General features: G+C 39.9%; 17 protein-coding genes and 2 pseudogenes. 3 read left to right on the top strand and 16 right to left on the bottom strand.

Annotation, left to right across the window (positions count from 1 at the left end):
- Positions 1-126 precede the first annotated feature (126 nt).
- The 11 genes and pseudogenes from ACJROX_RS05990 to ppc form a co-directional block, all read right to left on the bottom strand.
- Positions 127-300, bottom strand: a complete 174-nt coding sequence (locus ACJROX_RS05990) for a hypothetical protein (RefSeq protein ID WP_408009845.1) — start codon at positions 298-300, stop codon at positions 127-129.
- A complete protein-coding gene (locus ACJROX_RS05985) occupies positions 281-448 on the bottom strand; it encodes a hypothetical protein (RefSeq protein ID WP_408009844.1) in 168 nt (55 codons plus the stop codon). The genes ACJROX_RS05990 and ACJROX_RS05985 overlap by 20 nt, the downstream gene beginning before the upstream one ends.
- 61 nt (positions 449-509) lie before the next feature.
- Positions 510-992: an ATP-binding protein gene (locus ACJROX_RS05980; protein ID WP_408009843.1), complete on the bottom strand. Its 483-nt coding sequence runs from the start codon at positions 990-992 to the stop codon at positions 510-512.
- A 170-nt stretch (positions 993-1,162) separates the two neighbouring features.
- A complete protein-coding gene (locus tag ACJROX_RS05975; RefSeq protein WP_408009842.1) occupies positions 1,163-1,621 on the bottom strand; it encodes a DUF523 domain-containing protein in 459 nt (152 codons plus the stop codon).
- 62 nt (positions 1,622-1,683) lie between these two features.
- Positions 1,684-2,562, bottom strand: coding sequence for a PhzF family phenazine biosynthesis protein (locus ACJROX_RS05970; RefSeq protein ID WP_408009841.1), 879 nt, complete (start codon positions 2,560-2,562; stop codon positions 1,684-1,686).
- Between the two features lie 33 nt (positions 2,563-2,595).
- Complete coding sequence (locus tag ACJROX_RS05965) at positions 2,596-2,952, bottom strand: DUF3147 family protein (RefSeq protein WP_408009840.1); 357 nt, start codon at positions 2,950-2,952, stop codon at positions 2,596-2,598.
- The gene (locus ACJROX_RS05960) at positions 2,936-3,358 is read right to left on the bottom strand and encodes a MarR family winged helix-turn-helix transcriptional regulator (RefSeq protein WP_408009839.1); all 423 of its coding nucleotides are present in this window, start codon (positions 3,356-3,358) and stop codon (positions 2,936-2,938) included. Before ACJROX_RS05960 ends, ACJROX_RS05965 begins: the two co-directional genes overlap by 17 nt.
- Positions 3,359-3,532: 174 nt before the next feature.
- Positions 3,533-4,328, bottom strand: a pseudogene (locus tag ACJROX_RS05955) (class I SAM-dependent methyltransferase); the annotation flags it as partial.
- A 112-nt stretch (positions 4,329-4,440) separates the two neighbouring features.
- Positions 4,441-4,938 carry an SRPBCC domain-containing protein gene (locus ACJROX_RS05950; RefSeq protein ID WP_408009838.1) on the bottom strand — a complete coding sequence of 166 codons (498 nt, stop codon included), beginning with the start codon at positions 4,936-4,938 and terminating at the stop codon, positions 4,441-4,443.
- Positions 4,939-4,959: 21 nt separating this feature from the next.
- Positions 4,960-5,301 carry an ArsR/SmtB family transcription factor gene (locus tag ACJROX_RS05945; protein WP_408009837.1) on the bottom strand — a complete coding sequence of 114 codons (342 nt, stop codon included), beginning with the start codon at positions 5,299-5,301 and terminating at the stop codon, positions 4,960-4,962.
- A gap of 1,144 nt (positions 5,302-6,445) precedes the next feature.
- The gene (gene ppc, locus ACJROX_RS05940) at positions 6,446-9,217 is read right to left on the bottom strand and encodes a phosphoenolpyruvate carboxylase (RefSeq protein WP_408009836.1); all 2,772 of its coding nucleotides are present in this window, start codon (positions 9,215-9,217) and stop codon (positions 6,446-6,448) included.
- 258 nt (positions 9,218-9,475) lie between these two features.
- On the opposite strand from ppc, the gene ACJROX_RS05935 reads away from it, so the two are divergent.
- Positions 9,476-10,750 (top strand): OFA family MFS transporter, encoded by a 1,275-nt coding sequence (locus ACJROX_RS05935; protein ID WP_408009835.1) that lies wholly within the window; start codon positions 9,476-9,478, stop codon positions 10,748-10,750.
- Positions 10,751-11,022: 272 nt separating this feature from the next.
- Here the strand turns inward: ACJROX_RS05935 and ACJROX_RS05930 are convergent, their stop codons facing one another.
- A complete protein-coding gene (locus tag ACJROX_RS05930; RefSeq protein ID WP_408009834.1) occupies positions 11,023-11,871 on the bottom strand; it encodes a MurR/RpiR family transcriptional regulator in 849 nt (282 codons plus the stop codon).
- Positions 11,872-11,927: 56 nt separating this feature from the next.
- Positions 11,928-13,325, bottom strand: coding sequence for an aspartate aminotransferase family protein (locus ACJROX_RS05925; protein ID WP_408009833.1), 1,398 nt, complete (start codon positions 13,323-13,325; stop codon positions 11,928-11,930).
- A 171-nt stretch (positions 13,326-13,496) separates the two neighbouring features.
- Here ACJROX_RS05925 and ACJROX_RS05920 point away from each other — a divergent pair, with 171 nt between their 5' ends.
- A complete protein-coding gene (locus ACJROX_RS05920) occupies positions 13,497-14,249 on the top strand; it encodes a L,D-transpeptidase family protein (protein WP_408009832.1) in 753 nt (250 codons plus the stop codon).
- Positions 14,250-14,364: 115 nt separating this feature from the next.
- On the opposite strand, the gene ACJROX_RS05915 is transcribed toward ACJROX_RS05920, so the two are convergent.
- The 3 genes and pseudogenes from ACJROX_RS05915 to ACJROX_RS05905 form a co-directional block, all read right to left on the bottom strand.
- Positions 14,365-14,925 (bottom strand): hypothetical protein, encoded by a 561-nt coding sequence (locus ACJROX_RS05915; RefSeq protein WP_408009831.1) that lies wholly within the window; start codon positions 14,923-14,925, stop codon positions 14,365-14,367.
- Between the two features lie 110 nt (positions 14,926-15,035).
- Entirely contained in the window at positions 15,036-15,932 is an 897-nt protein-coding gene (locus tag ACJROX_RS05910; protein ID WP_408009829.1) for a vanadium-dependent haloperoxidase, read from the bottom strand.
- 99 nt (positions 15,933-16,031) lie between these two features.
- Positions 16,032-16,226 (bottom strand): annotated as a pseudogene (locus ACJROX_RS05905) (glyoxalase); the annotation flags it as partial.
- 126 nt (positions 16,227-16,352) lie between these two features.
- On the opposite strand from ACJROX_RS05905, the gene ACJROX_RS05900 reads away from it, so the two are divergent.
- Positions 16,353-16,796, top strand: coding sequence for a YndM family protein (locus ACJROX_RS05900; RefSeq protein ID WP_408009828.1), 444 nt, complete (start codon positions 16,353-16,355; stop codon positions 16,794-16,796).
- Positions 16,797-16,799: the final 3 nt, after the last annotated feature.

Genomic DNA, 16,799 nt, shown 5'->3' with positions numbered 1-16,799 from the left:
CGTCCCACCCTATTTCACCCACTCAAGTTTTTTATGGACTCAATACCACTCTGAATTGTGGAATTTAAACGTTAATTTCATAAAAAAAAGCTTATCCTATTCAGACAAGCCCCTTTTCTCGAATAATTACCCTTCACCATAAAATTCTGCAAAGTATAAGAATCCGATCTTTCTAACAAGGTAGTTTCTTAATTCACCTTGAGTAGCTTTTTCAATTGGTGGAGTTGTTAAGGTATATGCTTTAGCATTCAACTCGGCAAACATCTCTTTATCTACTTTATTATGATAAGTCGTCTTCAATAATTCCCGATGTAATCGAAGTTTTTGGATAACCCATAAAAAACACTTGAGTTCTTAATGCCACACTTGGTGTTGAGTGAAATAGTATAAACTCAAAAATTAAAGCAACTATAACACTTATCCATTTTTTCAAATATTCTACCTCCAAATAGTTCCTCCATTAAACAGCTCTATTTTTATGTACAACTTGAGGGTCACATCGAGGATACTCATAAATTTTGAGCAATATTGACAATTCTTCGAGTAACAGCTTGAACTTCATCGGTGTTTTTGACTACAAATAAATGATCAGCTTCTCCTTCTATTGGTTCTGAGACCTCGTCTTTATAAGACTCAACCTGTTGCCGAGTAAGCACTTCTTCGAAAGTAGAAGCACTCCTGAATATAGTTGTACTACGCTGACTTTTAGCGACTCGCGCTTGAAGAACATGATCTGGAATATCAAAAAGAACGAGGATGCTGGTAAATCCTTTTTTGTGAAAATGTGCAAGCAGATCCAAACGAACTTTGCGAGCACGATTAGAGTTGCAAAGAATGAGATGAAAATCAGTTTGATCAACAGCATAATCAACAATTGTTCGAGTGATGGCATACTTGATTGTATTAGTTCCTTGTTTTGGTAGTAAGGTTTTGTAAAAGGTATTGATGAATTCAGCATGGTTATCTTGATCTATCACCAGTGAGTTGCACATTTATCGTTCTAATATTTTAGCAAATGTCGTTTTCCCGCTATGGGTTTTACCGACTGGGATAATCACTAACCTTTTCATCAAAGCAACTCCAACCACAATATTTCACGTTTATTATTACTTGATTAGCACCATTACTAATTCGATTTTCAACTGCTTCACTTTTTGTCAATTTATTTAAGGTAATCTGCAAATTGTTCTTCTGACAGAACTCGTAAACCATTTCTTTTTAATAAAGATGTAGTAACCCCACTTCCAGAAATTTTTTGCCCTGTAAATCCGCCACTATGAATCATGGAACTTCCGCAGGATGGACTAGATTCCTTTAGAACAACTACTGTCGCATCAACTTCTTTGGCTTTTTTTAAAGTAGAGTATGCTCCATTTATGTATAATTCTGTAACGTCCCTTCCTGATTTCTCAATCACTTTAGCTTTTCCATCCAATACATCCTCCCCGTTCCCACCTATTATTTCAGCAGGTTCTCTAGGGGTTGGAAAACCACCAAGCAATTCCGGGCAAACCGGTATTGCCTTATTACCTTCTATGAGTTCACAGACCTTTTGATTCATACAATGCGTTCCGTCATACCTTACCGCTAATCCTGCTAAACAGGAGCTTACTAATATCATAGAAAACACCTCAATTTGATTACATCTGGTAACTTTGTGAAAGTTTGCTCACCCTAGAGCTTTTATATAAACCATTCACCGTGAGCGATTTTTTCAACTCTTCCTCCTACATAAACATTATATTCTCCATCAATCTCCCATGCATCAAGAAACAACAGAGACGACCTATTGATTTCATATCCTTGTTCCACACGAAGTTTGATTTCATTTTTTTCAAAATAGCGATATTTAAGTAAATATGAAGCTAAACAACCGTTAGAACTACCAGTAGCTGCATCTTCAGGAATTCCATAAAACTCTGCAAAATCTCTAACGTTCAAATCATTTTCCGGATGATACGTTTCTGGAGAAAAAACCATTATACCTTTAGCGTCTATCCCTTCAATTAGCTGAAAGTATTTATCTTTATTTATCTTTACTTTTTTAATAGCGTCTAAAGATTTTAAAGGTACAACAATTACAGGAAGTCCCGTTGAAACCTCTTGGATCGGAAATCTATCCTCTATGTGTCGCTTATCAATATTCAACACATCAGAAACTTTATCAATATCTAAGATTCTACCAAATGTCGGTTTATTTTGTTGCATCCATAGAATTTCTTTTGGATTATCAAACAAAACTGGTACTTTCCCAGCTTTAAAATTCAAGGTAAGTTTATCTAAGGATTCTTTTACTATTTCATTTTGGATGACAGATGCAGTTCCTAACGCGGGATGTCCAGCAAAGGGAATCTCCTGATTAGGAGTAAAAATGCGAATCTCATAGCCATTGATATTAGTATCAAATAATACAAAAGTCGTTTCTGAAAAATTAATTTCTTTAGCTATTTGTTGCATTTCATGCTCAGCAATGTATCCAGTTAGCTTGAATACAGCAAGCTGATTTCCTGTATATTTCCCTTGCGAAAAAACATCTACGATCGAGTATTGTATTTTGGACATAAACACCCCTCACAATAAGTAGTAGGAATTTGTTCAACTAATTAAGAAAACGTGTTTTATATATCTTATTACACGGCTTTGCAGCATTAAGAAGATCAGCCAGCCACCTATGCCTAATGATATGGATATATATAAATGAATAGAATGCTTCAAAGATATATAGACAATGATTAATAATACAGCTGTCGCTGGAAAGCCCCACAATACCCCCAAGGCAAATTTGCTGATATGTAACTTCTCTTCTCCTTGTACATATAACCAGATGATACTTAACAAACTTACAAGTGGTAAAGCTGCTATGATTCCTCCATATGCAGGGAAACGTCTTGCGATTTCAGTGACTAACCCAATCAAAAGAGCGGATAATAAAATTTTAACTAAAGTGAACATTCTCTGCACGCTTCTTCAACAATTCAAAAGCATTTTTAACTAAAAGTTGTTCATCTGAGGACATATTATTTATAATACTCTTCAACTTATCGTAATCAAGACTCGTGTTTCTGTACAACACTTCTTTACCTAATGTAGTAATATTCAATATCACCCTTCTATCATCTTCTGGATCCCTTCTCTTTTTTAAGTATTTCTTGGCTATTATACGTTTGACATTTTCTGATGCCGTATTGTGAGATACATTGAAATATGAGGCAATGCTATTAATACCGACTTTTTCTCTTTTTTCTACAAGTTGAAGTATCCTTATGACCTGGTGAGTAATTTTTTCTTCGTGTGGATAGTGAAGCATAAAATAAATATCTGTCCAATGTTTATTTAAGGTCTCTTCGTTAAGGTTCATGTCGAAAACTCCTTTATATCGTATTTTTAGATTATATCTAACAAAACGATATAAAACAAATAATAAAAGACTACTCTAAAAAAGCAGCCTTTGACCTTTCCGAAAAAAATAACCGAACAAAACTCTAAGAGAGACTATTCGGTCATTTTATATAATGTCTATCTTTAATGGAGTTTATTTTTTTACAGCATGGATGTAATGAATGGTTTCAAAAGCTGCCAAGTAATCTTTTCTATTACCAAAATAAAGTTCATTAATTTTATTCGGTGATAAATGTTCATAAATAAGTAAACCTGATTTTTCTAACATTTTCTCCAATTCCGAATAAAAAAAACACGATTTCATTCGTTCTCCACTAGCAGCAGCCATTTTAACCATGTTTTCAACTCTATTAGAGCGACCCTTTTCGGTAAATAAAGTTTCATCTGCATAATCAAAAACAATAGAACTTCCCGATGGCACTTTTGCAAATAAATGGTCGATTAAGTTTGATATTTCGTTTTTAGCTAAATAATAAGAAACTCCTAAAAGACTAAAGAAAGTTTTTTTGTTTAAATCAAACCCTTGATCAATTAGATTTTGATTGGAAAACTTTTTAGTGAAGTCCATTGGAACAAAATGAAGATTACTCGGAACGTTAAAATTAGCTTTACTCAATCTTGTCTTTTTTAATTCCTGGGTAGAAGGGCGATCTATTTGGAAATATCTCCAGCGTATTTTTTAATTCTGGATATTGAAAGCAAAAAGTATCTAACCCCGCTCCAAGTATGACATATTGTTTTACTCCTAACTTTATTTCATCAAGCAATACTTTTTCGCAATATGCAGCACGTGCCAAGGGTGTTGGAGAAAGCTGAACCTGAGTAATCCATTTTAAAATTTCTTATGTGTTTCCTTTAAATTTCTGAGCTATACCTTGGTTGAAGAATTGTACACCTTGTACCATATTCTCCTTTGAATTTGATTTTTCAAATTCCTTTTTCATCTCACTATTCACTTCTTCCACCCCAGTAATAAATAGAATAAAAATTACTGACGCAACCCAACCCACTACTTGTGAATTGCGTCCGTGCAAGCGGTTATTATCCTTTAAAACTAATTTTTCCTGTCTCAACCAATTCCTTAAGCCCCATGAACATTAGATTCCATCCATGTTCAGTTCCCTCGTGATACTCTCCAAGTGCTTTCTCGATATCGGCTTCTGTCCAGTTCTCTTCATGAGGGACGTTGATGATTTGAGTAAACGTCATCTCACAGCCTTGGGCAACTTCTCTGAACTCCACTGTGATTGTATCTTCTGATTCACTGAACTGCGGCATTTTAAATGTGAACACTATTTTATTGGGAGGATCAATTTCAAGATACTCCCCGATCGCGCGATAATCTTTTCCTTCACGATGGTCAATGATTTCCCAGGTACCTCCTACCTGAGGATCATTTTGTGCCACCTTATTCGTCCCTTCCAGTGTAAAGAACCATTTCCTCATCATCTCAGGGTTCAGCCATGCATCAAAAACTCTTTCAGGTGCTACATCAAAATTCCTTGTCATTTTTAAAGTGGTGGTTGAAACGTTATTCATATTCACACTCCCTTATGTAATTTAGTGTTCCTTCTTTTTGGCTTTCAACAGTTCATTTTCCAAAAGATCAAAACGGTTGTTCCAATACTTTTCATAAAAACGGAGCCATTCAGTTGCTTGATACAGTGAATCAGTGTTCAAGCGGCATGTATGAATCCTTCCTTTCACACTCCTATCGACTAAATTTGCACGCTCCAATACCTTGATATGCTTGGAGATCGCAGCCAAAGACATATCAAATGGCTCTGCCAACTCTGAAACTGTCCGTTCTTTCTCTGCCATCATGTGAACCAGTTCTCTTCTCGTTGAATCAGCTAAGGCATGAAAAACTTCATCTAAATGATTTTTATTATGGTTAACCATGTAGTTAAATATAAATGATTTCTTCCCGAAATTCAACCACTTAGTTAAATATAGGGCAACTCTTCAGGAGAAAAACGTGGCTGTATATGTGTGAGGAATGCAAAAATTGATCGTATAAGTTATACTTCATAAAGTTTAATACGTAACAATTAAATTTAGTTAAAGAAGGGGAATACAATGAAAATCAATCTATTGATCTTTATCTCCTCCGTAAAAGACCAGAATACGCAAGAGGTAATGCTGAAACATTTGATTCAACTATCCGCCCTATTAAAGGGGATATAATCGAGGATCCAGGTTTTCATCCTGAATTCCATAACGGTTATGAAGTAGTTAAAGTAACAATCGATTATGCTTCTGATGAGTGTTGGGTTTCTTTGACGCCACTTGCGATAGAATTAGAGGAGATCCCAGTAGATACATATATTATGAACCTTGAAGAGCACGGTTGGCGTATTGTTTCAAAAGAAGAAATCCTAGAAAACCAATAATCCCTTTTAAAAATGGCTTGTTGATTTCTGCGAACTTCACTCCCTTTCCGCGGGCTTAAGAAAAGCGGAAGCGACCACGCTTAGTCACGTAGGTCACTGGAAGACTGACGAGGAGGCTCGAACCAAACAAAGTTCGGTTCTGCGTGGGCTCACACATAAGATGTTAAATCAGTGTGTTGCCGCCGCAGGAATTCTGAAGTGATCCAAGTGACTGGTCGCTGAGCTAGACATTACTTCTCTGAATTAGCCTAATTCCGCAATCCTCCTCACTTGCACAGGATGTCAACACAAAAATGAAATCATTTTCGTGTCTCCGATAAGTATTCTTAGAAGCTTTCCTTATGCTAACTTCGACGTTCACCACAAGACCACGGACTCATATTCCACCCTTGTAGTTATGCGCCGAGTAACCGCAGGCGCAGGACGTACTTGTACAGGATGTACTGACTTCGACGTTCACTACAGGACGTGGTGGTATTTAGTCGAAGTTCATTATTATACTCGAAGATCTTATAAAGCGTGGGGTCTCGCCTGACTCGCTTTTCCCACAGGAGTATAGCGAATTTCACTTAAAGCAATTTCTATATCAAAAAATAAAATAGCAGTGTGATTTATTGTGGAAATCACACTGCTATTTTTATGGGTAGGCTAAATCAGCCGGTATTACGCAAACCTGCTGCGATGCCGCTGATTGTGAGTAATACTTCTGTCAGTGTATCAACATCTTCTGTTTCGTTTTCACGAAGTTCCTTGATGAGTTCTACTTGTAAGAAGTTCAATGGATCCACGTATGGGTTCCGCAGCTTAACAGATTCTTGGATCGTCGGCTGCTGGCCGAGAAGCTCGTTATCACCGGTAATTTGTAAGAGCACCTTTTTTGTCCGGTTGTATTCATCAACAATATTTTCAAAGATACGCTTACCAAGAGCCTGATCACGTACAAGAGCTGTATATTCTTTAGCGGTATGGATATCCGCTTTCGTCAATGCCATCTGCAAGTTATCAATCGTAGACTTGAAGAATGGCCAGTTCTCATACATTTGCTGCAATTGATTCAAGTGATCTTCACTTCTGGAAGCATAATCAGCTAATCCTGTGCCTGCTGCATACCACGCTGGAATCAACTGGCGGTTTTGTGTCCAAGCGAATACCCAAGGGATCGCCCTCAAGTTTTCAAACTTGGTACTGTCTTTCCGTTTCATCGGACGGGAACCGATATTCAATTCACCCAGTTCTTGGAGCGGAGTAGCTTCATTGAAATACGTCAGGAAATCTTTATCTGCGAAAACAAGAGATTGATATTTTTCAAGAGACACATCTGCAATATCTTCCATGGCTTGATCCCACTTTTTATCATTACGATTAGGCACCTGCTCCGTCTCTTCCGATATATGAGCCGCACCTTCTACTAATGTGGATACGCCCTGTTCAAGGCTTCTGTATGCAATATCACTCAACAGATAACGGGACGATAAAACTTCGCCTTGTTCCGTGATTTTCACACCATCGCCTAACGTTTCTCCAGGCTGCGATAGAATACTTCTGTGCAATGGACCTCCACCCCGGCCGAGTGAGCCTCCACGGCCATGGAAAAATTTCAAGCGGACATTGTATTCTTTTGCCATATCATGAATTTCTTGTTGCGCTTTATAAAGCTTCCAGTTGGCTGTCAACGTTCCGCCGTCCTTACTCCCGTCAGAGTACCCTAGCATGACTTCTTGATGATTGTTACGGTTGTCCAGATGTTTTCTATATACGTCCATTTCGAACAATGTTTTCAGGATCTCTGGTCCGGCCACCAAATCATCTACGGTTTCTAGTAGTGGGGCTACATTCAGATTGCTTTCGACCTGTCCATCTGCATGCAGTCGGTAAATACCCGCTTCTTTCGCCAGAACCAATACTTCCAATAGATCACTTGCTGATTCTGTCATACTGACCAGATACACTTCGATGGAATTTTCACCGAATTCTTTATGGGCATCACGGATCAATTGGAAGACTTTCAACATTTCCTGTGTATCTTCACTATAGTCTTCATTCAGCAGCGTAATAGGCCTCGGATCTTTCAATACCGCCTCCAACAGTTCAACCTTTTCGGTTTCTGAGAGATTACTATAATCACTTTGGATGTTCACCTTTTGTAAAAGTTCTGCGATCGCTGCTTCATGTTCTCCGCTGTGATTACGGATATCCAGTGTAGCCAAGTGGAAGCCAAACAGTTTCACCTGGCGAACCAGTTTACGCAGCATCTTCAATTCCCGTTTTGAAGGCTGATGGTTTTTCACGCTTCTCTGGATCAATTGAAGATCGGCGAGTAATTGGTCGGCAGATTGATAACCTGTTTTAGATTTTCCAACCTGACGCAATCGCTCTAAAATGATCGCGAATTTACGGCGGTACATTTCTTCTTTTATCGGCCATCTTTCCTCTTTTTTAATGAAGGATTCTTCCTTTTCTACAGAAGCCTGGAGTTCCTCACTCACTTTGACGCGGTTAGTGGAATGGCTGAACCGCTTCATCAATTCGACCAGCACTTCTTCATACTTTTTCAACACTAGACTTCTCTGCCTGGTCAATGTTTCCCAGGTTATTTCTGGGGTAACATTCGGATTTCCGTCCCTATCTCCACCGATCCAGGAACCAAAACGAAGGAAGTTCGGTACGTTCCATTTTTCCTCAGGATAATTTTCTTCCAACCGATCCTCTAGCTCCTGATGGATATCAGGGAGTACGTCAAATAGTGTCTGATCAAAATAATAAAGGCCGTTTCGTACCTCATCCATGACGGTCGGTTTCCGCTGCCTCAATTCATCGGTCTGCCACAGGACAGTCACCTCGTTGAACAGGCTCTCCAGTATCCGCTCACGTTCGTTATTCGTTAATTGCGGATGATCGAGCTGCTTCAAGATCGTCGCAATCCTTTTTTGGATTTCAAGTACTGTACGTTTCATCGCTTCAGTCGGATGTGCTGTGATGATCAATTCAAGTGATAATTCATCAAGCACCTCCTGAATGACCTTTTCATCGATGTTATGGTCTTTCAATGACAGGACTGCACTCTCAATGGAATAAGGCTGTACACCTTGATCTTCAAATAGCTGATATTCGCGGCGGCGGCGAATGCGATGGTTCTGTTCTGCAATGTTCACAAGGTGGAAATAGATTGAGAATGCGCGGATCACCTGTGGACGCATCGGAGGTTTCAAGGATTTAATTTCATTTTTCAATTTTTCATACGTAGAGGTTTCTCGATTTCTTCTCAGTTCTTTCGTCAATTCACGAATTGTTTCTACTTTGTTCAACAATTCTTCCCCGCCATGATGGACCAGAATCTCACCGAGCATATTACCCAGGATGTTCACATCACGTCGTAGGGGTGTAATTGCACTTGTCTTTTCTTGTTCTACTTTTTGTAAAGTCACGCTTTCACCTTCCTGTTTTTTTATATAGATATCCGTGGTAGCTCGCTGTTTTATAATATGTTATCAGAATCTTTCGGATAGTCAAATTGAAAGGATTGCTTATGATCCTTGTAAGCGCTTGCTTTCATGAAGTTTTCATAATGGAGTTCTACGGCTGATTTTAATTTCAAACTATTTCAAAAAGTTTGATTTTTAATGTTTGCCCTTGTATTGTGTTATGTATCCGATTACAGCAAAAGACACTAGAGGAGGTACAAAATGCACACAAAGAAAAACAGATGGTTGATCGCGATATCAGCTATCGCCATCCACCTTTCAATCGGGGGTGCATATGCTTATAGCGTATATATCACACCGATCAGTGACAAAATGGGATGGTCTCCAACAGAGGTAACGATTGCTTTCACGATCATGATGGGACTAGCGGGATCTTCGGCTGCATTGTTTGGAAAATTCGTCGAACGGAACGGACCGAAAAAATCAGCGATTCTAGCTGGTATATTATTTGGGGTTGGACAAGCTGGTTCTGGTTTCGCTTTAGTGATCGATTCACTGCCTTTTTTCCTGTTCACTTACGGGGTCGCGAGTGGATTAGGACTTGGTATTGGTTATATTTCACCTGTCTCGACACTCGTCAAATGGTTTCCTGACCGGAGAGGGCTGGCTACAGGATTAGCTGTCCTTGGATTTGGGACAGGCTCTCTTCTTACAGCCCCGATTGCCGCCAATCTGATGCCTGCTGTCGGGGTCACGAATACGTTTTATATACTGGGTGCTGCTTATTTCGTTTTCATCCTCCTAGGGGCGTCATACATTGCACCACCTCCAGAGGGTTGGATGCCGGATTCTATGAAAAAGGACATGGCATCCGGGAAGAGAGTCTTTAAAAAGGACTTGCAGCAATTGACCTCAAGGGAAGCTGTCAGAACGAAACGGTTCTGGCTGCTTTGGGGAATGATGCTCATCAATACGACGGCCGGAATCATGATGATATCGGTGGCTTCACCAATGGCCCAGGAAGTTGTGGGGTTATCTGCAGCTGCAGCAGCCTTGATGGTTGGAATCATGGGTGTCTTTAATGGCGGTGGCAGACTTATCTGGGCAACAGCCTCTGATTATATTGGCCGCCCAAACGTGTTCCTGATCTTTTTCCTGATACAAATGGGAGCTTTCTTTACACTTCCAATCACAACCAACGTGATCTTGTTCCAGCTGTTCATTTTGCTTGTGGTCAGTTGTTACGGCGGAGGCTTTTCCAACCTGCCCGCGTTCATCGGTGATCTGTTTGGCACGAAACAACTGGGCGCCATTCATGGATACCTGTTGACGACATGGTCACTAGGCGGTGTATTTGGTCCTATGCTTGTCACACAAATCAGAGAAAGATCCGACAGTTACATACCCGTCTTTTATGTGTTCCTAGGATTGATCCTCCTTGCCCTCCTCTTCTCGATCATGATGAAAAAAGATATCAGAAGGATCGAGGAAGCGGTGCAGCAAGACCATGGAAAAGGAAAGGCGATCAATTACTGAATCATATCTTTTTTAGGCTGTTTTCTAAAAGTTTGTTGCTAATTGAAAGCAGATAAGGAGAGGAATGGACACCGATTAGCAGTAGAAATATGCGAGACTCCTGCGGGAAAGCAAGCTAAGCGAGACCCCTCAAGCGAGTATATTTCCCAATTTTCAAAAAACAACAATCTATACGAAAACAGCCTTTTGAAAAAAAGTGCCGATCCCGCACAATTTCACCTTAATGGGGATTCGGCACTTTTTATGAGACATTCTTAAGCGGCATTTTTTAATCAGTAGAAGACATCGAATCTGTTCCAAACTTCCTCCAATGCGTTCAATCTGCTTTCAAATCCTTCTTTTTTCTCTTTTGCGGTATAGATGATCAGAGCATTGATCACACTCATTGGGGCAACGAACGAATCGATGAATGAAGGCATTTGACTCGCCGCTGTCAATGATACATCGGCATGTGGGATGAGCGGTGACAACAAATTGTCAGTCAGTGCTACCGTCATCGCACCCTTTTCTTTCGCATAGGAAAAGACCTCTACCGTACTTTTTGTATACCTTGAGTAACTGATTCCGATCACCAGGTCGTCTTTTTGCAATTCATACAGACGGTCTGCATCCTGCTCGATCGAATCAAGCATCTCCACATGGTCAAGGATCATATCTAGATAATAGTGGAGAAATGTGCCAAGGGCGACTGCACTCCGATTCGCTATGATGTATACTTTTCGGGCTTTCAACAAGTACTCGACAGCCAGGCGGAAGCTTTTTATATCTAAATTGTTCATCGTCGTCTCGATGTTATCCAAGTCACCCTTGAGGATGTCGGTTATTTCTTCATCCTTTTCACCATAAACCTCTTTAGACATTTTAAGTCGTTCTGTTGTGGTCAACTGATGCTGTAACGAGGACTGAAGGTACTGCTGGAATTCAGGATAGCCTGAAAAACCGAGGAATGTTGCGAACCGCACCACTGTAGCATCGCTTACATCGGCTGCTTTTGCCAATTTCCCCACGTTCAAAAAAGGGATCTGGTTTGGATTTTTTAAAATATATTGAGCAATTTTCAGTTGTGACTTGCTCATCGATGCCATTTTTTCAGAGATGATCTTATATACATTCATATCCATAACGAACCTCTTTCACAAAAATCATTACCTTCAGCTTATCTTAAATTCCTTTCAGATTAAATGCCTTTTACGGCTGATCTTTTATGCAGGACCAACTTGATTGCTTTTTCGTGCGCATGGATCGTGTGTTCAATATCCTCTTCCGTATGTGTAACTGACATGGAATAGCGGTTGAGCGGTTTCGTGTAGATACCTTGCTCAATCAATTCATAGTCCAACTCTTTTCTAAAATGCGTATCAGCCTTGTTCATATCACGGTAATTCTTAATGTTTCCTTCTGCCAGGATGATGTTGAAAATACTTCCTTCTCCTATTGTCTGCATCGGGTAGTCATATCGTCTATACAGCTTTTCCAGTTCTTTTCGAAATTGCATCGTATCAGCAATCAGTTTCTCCATCGTACCATCCTGCTCAAGGACTTCAATTGTCGCAAGCCCAGATGCTAGTACCGTCGGATGGCCATTGTACGTTCCACTATGGAAAAGCGCGTCTTGTTTATCCGCATTTTCAGCCCCGGCAGTCAAGATGTCTCTTCCTCCATCCGGTGCGCTGATTTCCATGATCTTCTTCTTGCCTCCGATCGCACCAACAGGGAAACCACCACCGAGAACTTTTCCGAGAGCTGTGAGATCTGGTTTTATTCCGTATAGTTGCTGCGCACCTCCTAGTGACAATCTAAACCCTGTTTTCACCTCATCAAAGATGAGCAGGATCCCCAGTTCTTCCGTAACTTGTCTGATCCCACTCATGAATTGTCGATCTGCAGGGATAAAGCCCCCTTGCACCGGTTCCATAATAATGGAAGAGATTTCATGAGCTCTTGCTCGTAAAATCTTTTCTGTAGCAGCCAGATCGTTGAACGGAAGGATGATTGTGTTTTCTATATAGTAGTCTGGAATTCCACGTGATTCCGGCACAGCATTCGGTTGATCAGTTTGGCCTGCGCGCTGTTCGTCCGGATTGACACTTAATAAAACCTGATCGTAGCCGCCATGGTAATGTCCTTCGAACTTGGCAAGCTTCGATTTACCTGTGAAAGCCATCGCCAGCCGAATCGCAAGCAACGTCGCTTCCAACCCGGAGTTTGTATACCGTACCATTTCAATTCCAGGATAAAGTGAAATCAATTTTTCTGCCATGGTCGTTTCCAACCTATGCGGTGTCCCGAAAATCGTGGTGCCGGCATCTTTCATTTGTTTTGTTGCGGCTTCGATCACCTTTGGATGCCCATGACCGAGAATCAGTGAACCGTAACAAAGCAGATAATCGATATATTCATTGCCATCCACATCGTACAACTTGCTGCCTTTCCCTTTTTCCATAAAAATCGGATGTGGCGAAATATCCTTGATATTCGCGGTGACACCACCAGGAATTACGTTCTTCGCTCTCTCGAATGACTCTGCAGATTGCTTCGTATTCGATCTTATTTGTGCCAATAGCAGGACCTCCATTTAAGTAGTTTTCATTTCACAAAATATAATAACATGAAATTTTTATTTCATAAAGTCTGAAAAATATGCATGATTTTTTTATTAAATTTCTTTACAGGAATGTAATACTGATACCTCTCTCCAGCATAGAATAAGAGGCTTTGAAATCTACAGGGAAATGGGCGGAGAGAGATGAAGATAGGATTGAAGAAAGTAATTGTCGGTTTGTTATTGGTCGGTTTCATGTTTTTCTTTTTGCAACAACCAGCGTCAGCCTCAGCAACATCTTTTATCATCATCAATAAATCGAACAATCAACTTGGATACTTTGAAAACAATAAATTGACCAAAGTGTTCAGCGTAGCAACGGGGAAACAGCCATCCTACACACCGGAAGGCAAATTCAAGATCGTCAATAAAATTGTGAACCGTCCCTATTATACGGGGAAAATACCAGGAGGAGATCCAAGGAACCCACTAGGAAATCGCTGGCTTGGCCTGAACGCGAGAGGAACATGGGGAACCACATACGCAATACACGGGAACAACAATGCCAATTTGATTGGTCAATATGTAAGTGCTGGGTGCATCCGAATGTACAATAACGAAGTGCAATGGCTATACAACAGAGTTCCTGTAAATACCCCTGTCATCATTACGACGTCAGGAAAATCCTTTACCGCCCTTGCTACAGCAAATGGTTTTAAAGTGGCGAATGGTTCCACAGTCCCTGTATCTACCTCAGTTTTGAAAAAGGGGAGCCGCGGGTCTGAAGTGAAAAGTCTACAGAAACGACTGACTGAATTAGGATACAATACGAAAGGAATTGATGGCATATTCGGGAATAATACGGATGCTGCAGTCCGTAAATTCCAAAAAGCAAAGAAATTGAAAGTGGACGGTGTTGTAGGTCCAGCAACTAAAAAAGCACTTGGGAAGATGTAAAGGCCTCTTTCTTGGTTTTAAACTAGAATTCCTTTTTTTGGACATAATGTTTGTTCCATTAGAAAAAGTGGCTGATCAAATATGAGATCAACCACTTTTTTACTTAATCCATGTTTTAATTGGCATAGGCAAGATCAAAATTGAAGAATTCCGCATTTTCAGGTGTTGTGTGCATGATTTTGTGTCTGTATGTCTCATAAATGGCATCAATGGTTTCAGCTGAATTTTCACTGTGTGTCCCGATAACGATTTTCCCATTGATATGAGAAAGGTCTGTTTTGGTTACAACATCAAACCTGATCGGTAATCCACTGAACTTTTCACGAAGTTGGTTCAGTATCCATTTATTCGTCCCAACTGGCACTTCACTATTTATGACTAAGGTGAAATCATGTCTTGCAAACTCGGAAATATCGTTTAAAATTTCTTCTACCTCAGACATGTCCACCTCATCTTCTCCAAGGATGGGTATTTCAACGTCTAAGAATATAATTGAGGAGTTCTTATATGTGGATTTCTTGTCATTCGTCAGTTCCATATTGTTATTTTGAGAAATCAATAGGGCTTTTGTATCGCGTTGTTCCTGCAGACACGTCACTTTATGTCCAAGACGAACCAGTTCAAGACCTGAACGCATCGCAACATTACCTGTTCCTACTACCGTGATCTCTTTCACTTAAAACAACTCCTCTACTGAAATGTTTAAAACACTTTCAAAGGTGCATGTATTCGGTTTGGTTGTTATTTCAAATACTACCAGCTGATTGTAAACGGAATATTAATCTCTTATAAAAGTTTATTGAATATTTCAGAGTAAAAGAACTTTGGTCGGTTTATAGAACGTTCAGGATTTGGGGATCTCGTGTTTGAAGTGCAATTTTGATTGAAAGGAAATGGTATGGCCTGGCTGTAAGGAGGTGGTATTAAGTCCGCATTCCGGTTTTCGAAGAACGGGGTGTCCACGCGGTTACCCTTGAAATCTTTTTGTTGTCTTAATCGAGAAACGATAATTTCTCCAATGCGTTTTCCAAGTTTCATCCCCTGTTCAGTATCAACAGGAAAATGGATTCCTGCATAAACCCTTGATAATGAAGCTTGTTCAGCAAGTTGTTGAAGCCGTTTGGCTTCCCCAGGGAAAAAGTAGCTTAGGATGACCGATGCGCAACTAGAGATTGCAGAATGGCCAGAAACATAGGCCGGAAATCGAGGTGTACACAGGATAGGTTCTAATTTTGGATCGTATTGGATCGGACGGGCGACGTCCCAAAGGTATTTGTAATACCATACGACAACGAACGTATCGCTTATCGCTGCTTGTACAGCAGCCAATACTCTTGCCGCATACGTTGGAGTCAAACCATATGTGTCTATCAACCTATCGATAATAGGTGTCCATTGTTTTGTCGCAACTCCAGTTCCCCAGTATTTTGCAATCTTTATTTGTTTTGGAGTAATATTGGCCAATGTCTGCTGTACCAACTTCAACTCGTCTTCCCAATCGATGTCGTCGGGTTTTCGAAGGTTAAAATCAATAAATCCATGAGGTCCTGCAAAACGGTTTCCCTTTCGTCTAATAAAATAAGTCGGCCATGAGCCAGCAAAAGGATCTACCGGGTTATCCGGCGGATTTTTTTCTCCTCCGTAAGGTACCTTTGACCATCTCAAATAATTGTCTCTTTTCATTTCCTCACCTTTTTTGTATTTATTCTTTTATCAGTTTATGGCGAGACAAGTATTTGGTTTGGACATTTATCGAGATTACAGATTTGCCTTGATTTCAAATTAATAAGCGCCTTCTGAATAAGTCAGTTTATAGCTATGGGTATAGATTTCAAAAACATTTCCGAATGGATCCTCCACATAAACAATTTTGAACGGTTTTTCACCTGGATAATATTCACTGATCGGCATTCTCTGTTTTCCGTCATATTCTTTAATTTTCTCAACGATGCCTTCAATGTCGGGATCTTGAAAACAGAAAATGATGGAACCTAATTAATACAAAACATTCAAACTGTTCCTATCTTACTCTTAAAAAACCATAGGCCTATTCCGCATGACTGGTATAAATTAGGAGATATTACTAACAAGGAGGGAAATAAAATGAAGCATATCAGAGCATTATTAGTCAAATTCGTAATGGTTACTGCAGTTCTATGGGTAGTACTTGGTTTATTTTATGGGGTGAATTTTGGAGATATCTTTGCAATCAGCCTCTTTCTTACTATTGCAGCCTATCTAATAGGAGATTTGGTGATATTGCCTCGATTCGGCAATGCAATGGCGACCTTGGTAGATTTCGGGTTAGCGTATTTAGGGGTTTGGATGATTGGTGGAGGTTTCATAGAAGAAAACATCCCATTAGGTCTGGCTTCCTTATACGCAGCGATTGGAATAACTATAGGGGAATGGTTCTTCCATAGTTATATGCAGAATCAAATATTACCCGATGATGATAACGAACGTAATCGTTATGCACGTCAGGATGATTTTGCGACTGAGTTTTCCGAAGAACCTAATCCAGACTTGAACAATGATCGCGATTAGGAC

Origin of the sequence: Pseudalkalibacillus sp. A8 (assembly GCF_045920555.1) — a bacterium.
In the GTDB taxonomy this organism is placed as follows: domain Bacteria; phylum Bacillota; class Bacilli; order Bacillales; family Fictibacillaceae; genus Pseudalkalibacillus.
The sequence above is the reverse complement of the archived record's forward strand: the minus strand, read 5'-3'. Positions and strand labels throughout refer to the sequence as shown.

Excerpts from the sequence above, each read along its gene's own strand:
- ACJROX_RS05980 (WP_408009843.1), bottom strand. The coding sequence starts at position 992 with ATGTGCAACTCACTGGTGATAGATCAAGATAACCATGCTGAATTCATC.
- ACJROX_RS05975 (WP_408009842.1), bottom strand. The coding sequence starts at position 1,621 with ATGATATTAGTAAGCTCCTGTTTAGCAGGATTAGCGGTAAGGTATGAC.
- ACJROX_RS05970 (WP_408009841.1), bottom strand. The coding sequence starts at position 2,562 with ATGTCCAAAATACAATACTCGATCGTAGATGTTTTTTCGCAAGGGAAA.
- ACJROX_RS05965 (WP_408009840.1), bottom strand. The coding sequence starts at position 2,952 with ATGTTCACTTTAGTTAAAATTTTATTATCCGCTCTTTTGATTGGGTTA.
- ACJROX_RS05960 (WP_408009839.1), bottom strand. The coding sequence starts at position 3,358 with ATGAACCTTAACGAAGAGACCTTAAATAAACATTGGACAGATATTTAT.
- ACJROX_RS05950 (WP_408009838.1), bottom strand. The coding sequence starts at position 4,938 with ATGAATAACGTTTCAACCACCACTTTAAAAATGACAAGGAATTTTGAT.
- ACJROX_RS05945 (WP_408009837.1), bottom strand. The coding sequence starts at position 5,301 with ATGGTTAACCATAATAAAAATCATTTAGATGAAGTTTTTCATGCCTTA.
- ACJROX_RS05935 (WP_408009835.1), top strand. The coding sequence starts at position 9,476 with ATGCACACAAAGAAAAACAGATGGTTGATCGCGATATCAGCTATCGCC.
- ACJROX_RS05930 (WP_408009834.1), bottom strand. The coding sequence starts at position 11,871 with ATGGATATGAATGTATATAAGATCATCTCTGAAAAAATGGCATCGATG.
- ACJROX_RS05925 (WP_408009833.1), bottom strand. The coding sequence starts at position 13,325 with ATGGAGGTCCTGCTATTGGCACAAATAAGATCGAATACGAAGCAATCT.
- ACJROX_RS05920 (WP_408009832.1), top strand. The coding sequence starts at position 13,497 with ATGAAGATAGGATTGAAGAAAGTAATTGTCGGTTTGTTATTGGTCGGT.
- ACJROX_RS05910 (WP_408009829.1), bottom strand. The coding sequence starts at position 15,932 with ATGAAAAGAGACAATTATTTGAGATGGTCAAAGGTACCTTACGGAGGA.
- ACJROX_RS05900 (WP_408009828.1), top strand. The coding sequence starts at position 16,353 with ATGAAGCATATCAGAGCATTATTAGTCAAATTCGTAATGGTTACTGCA.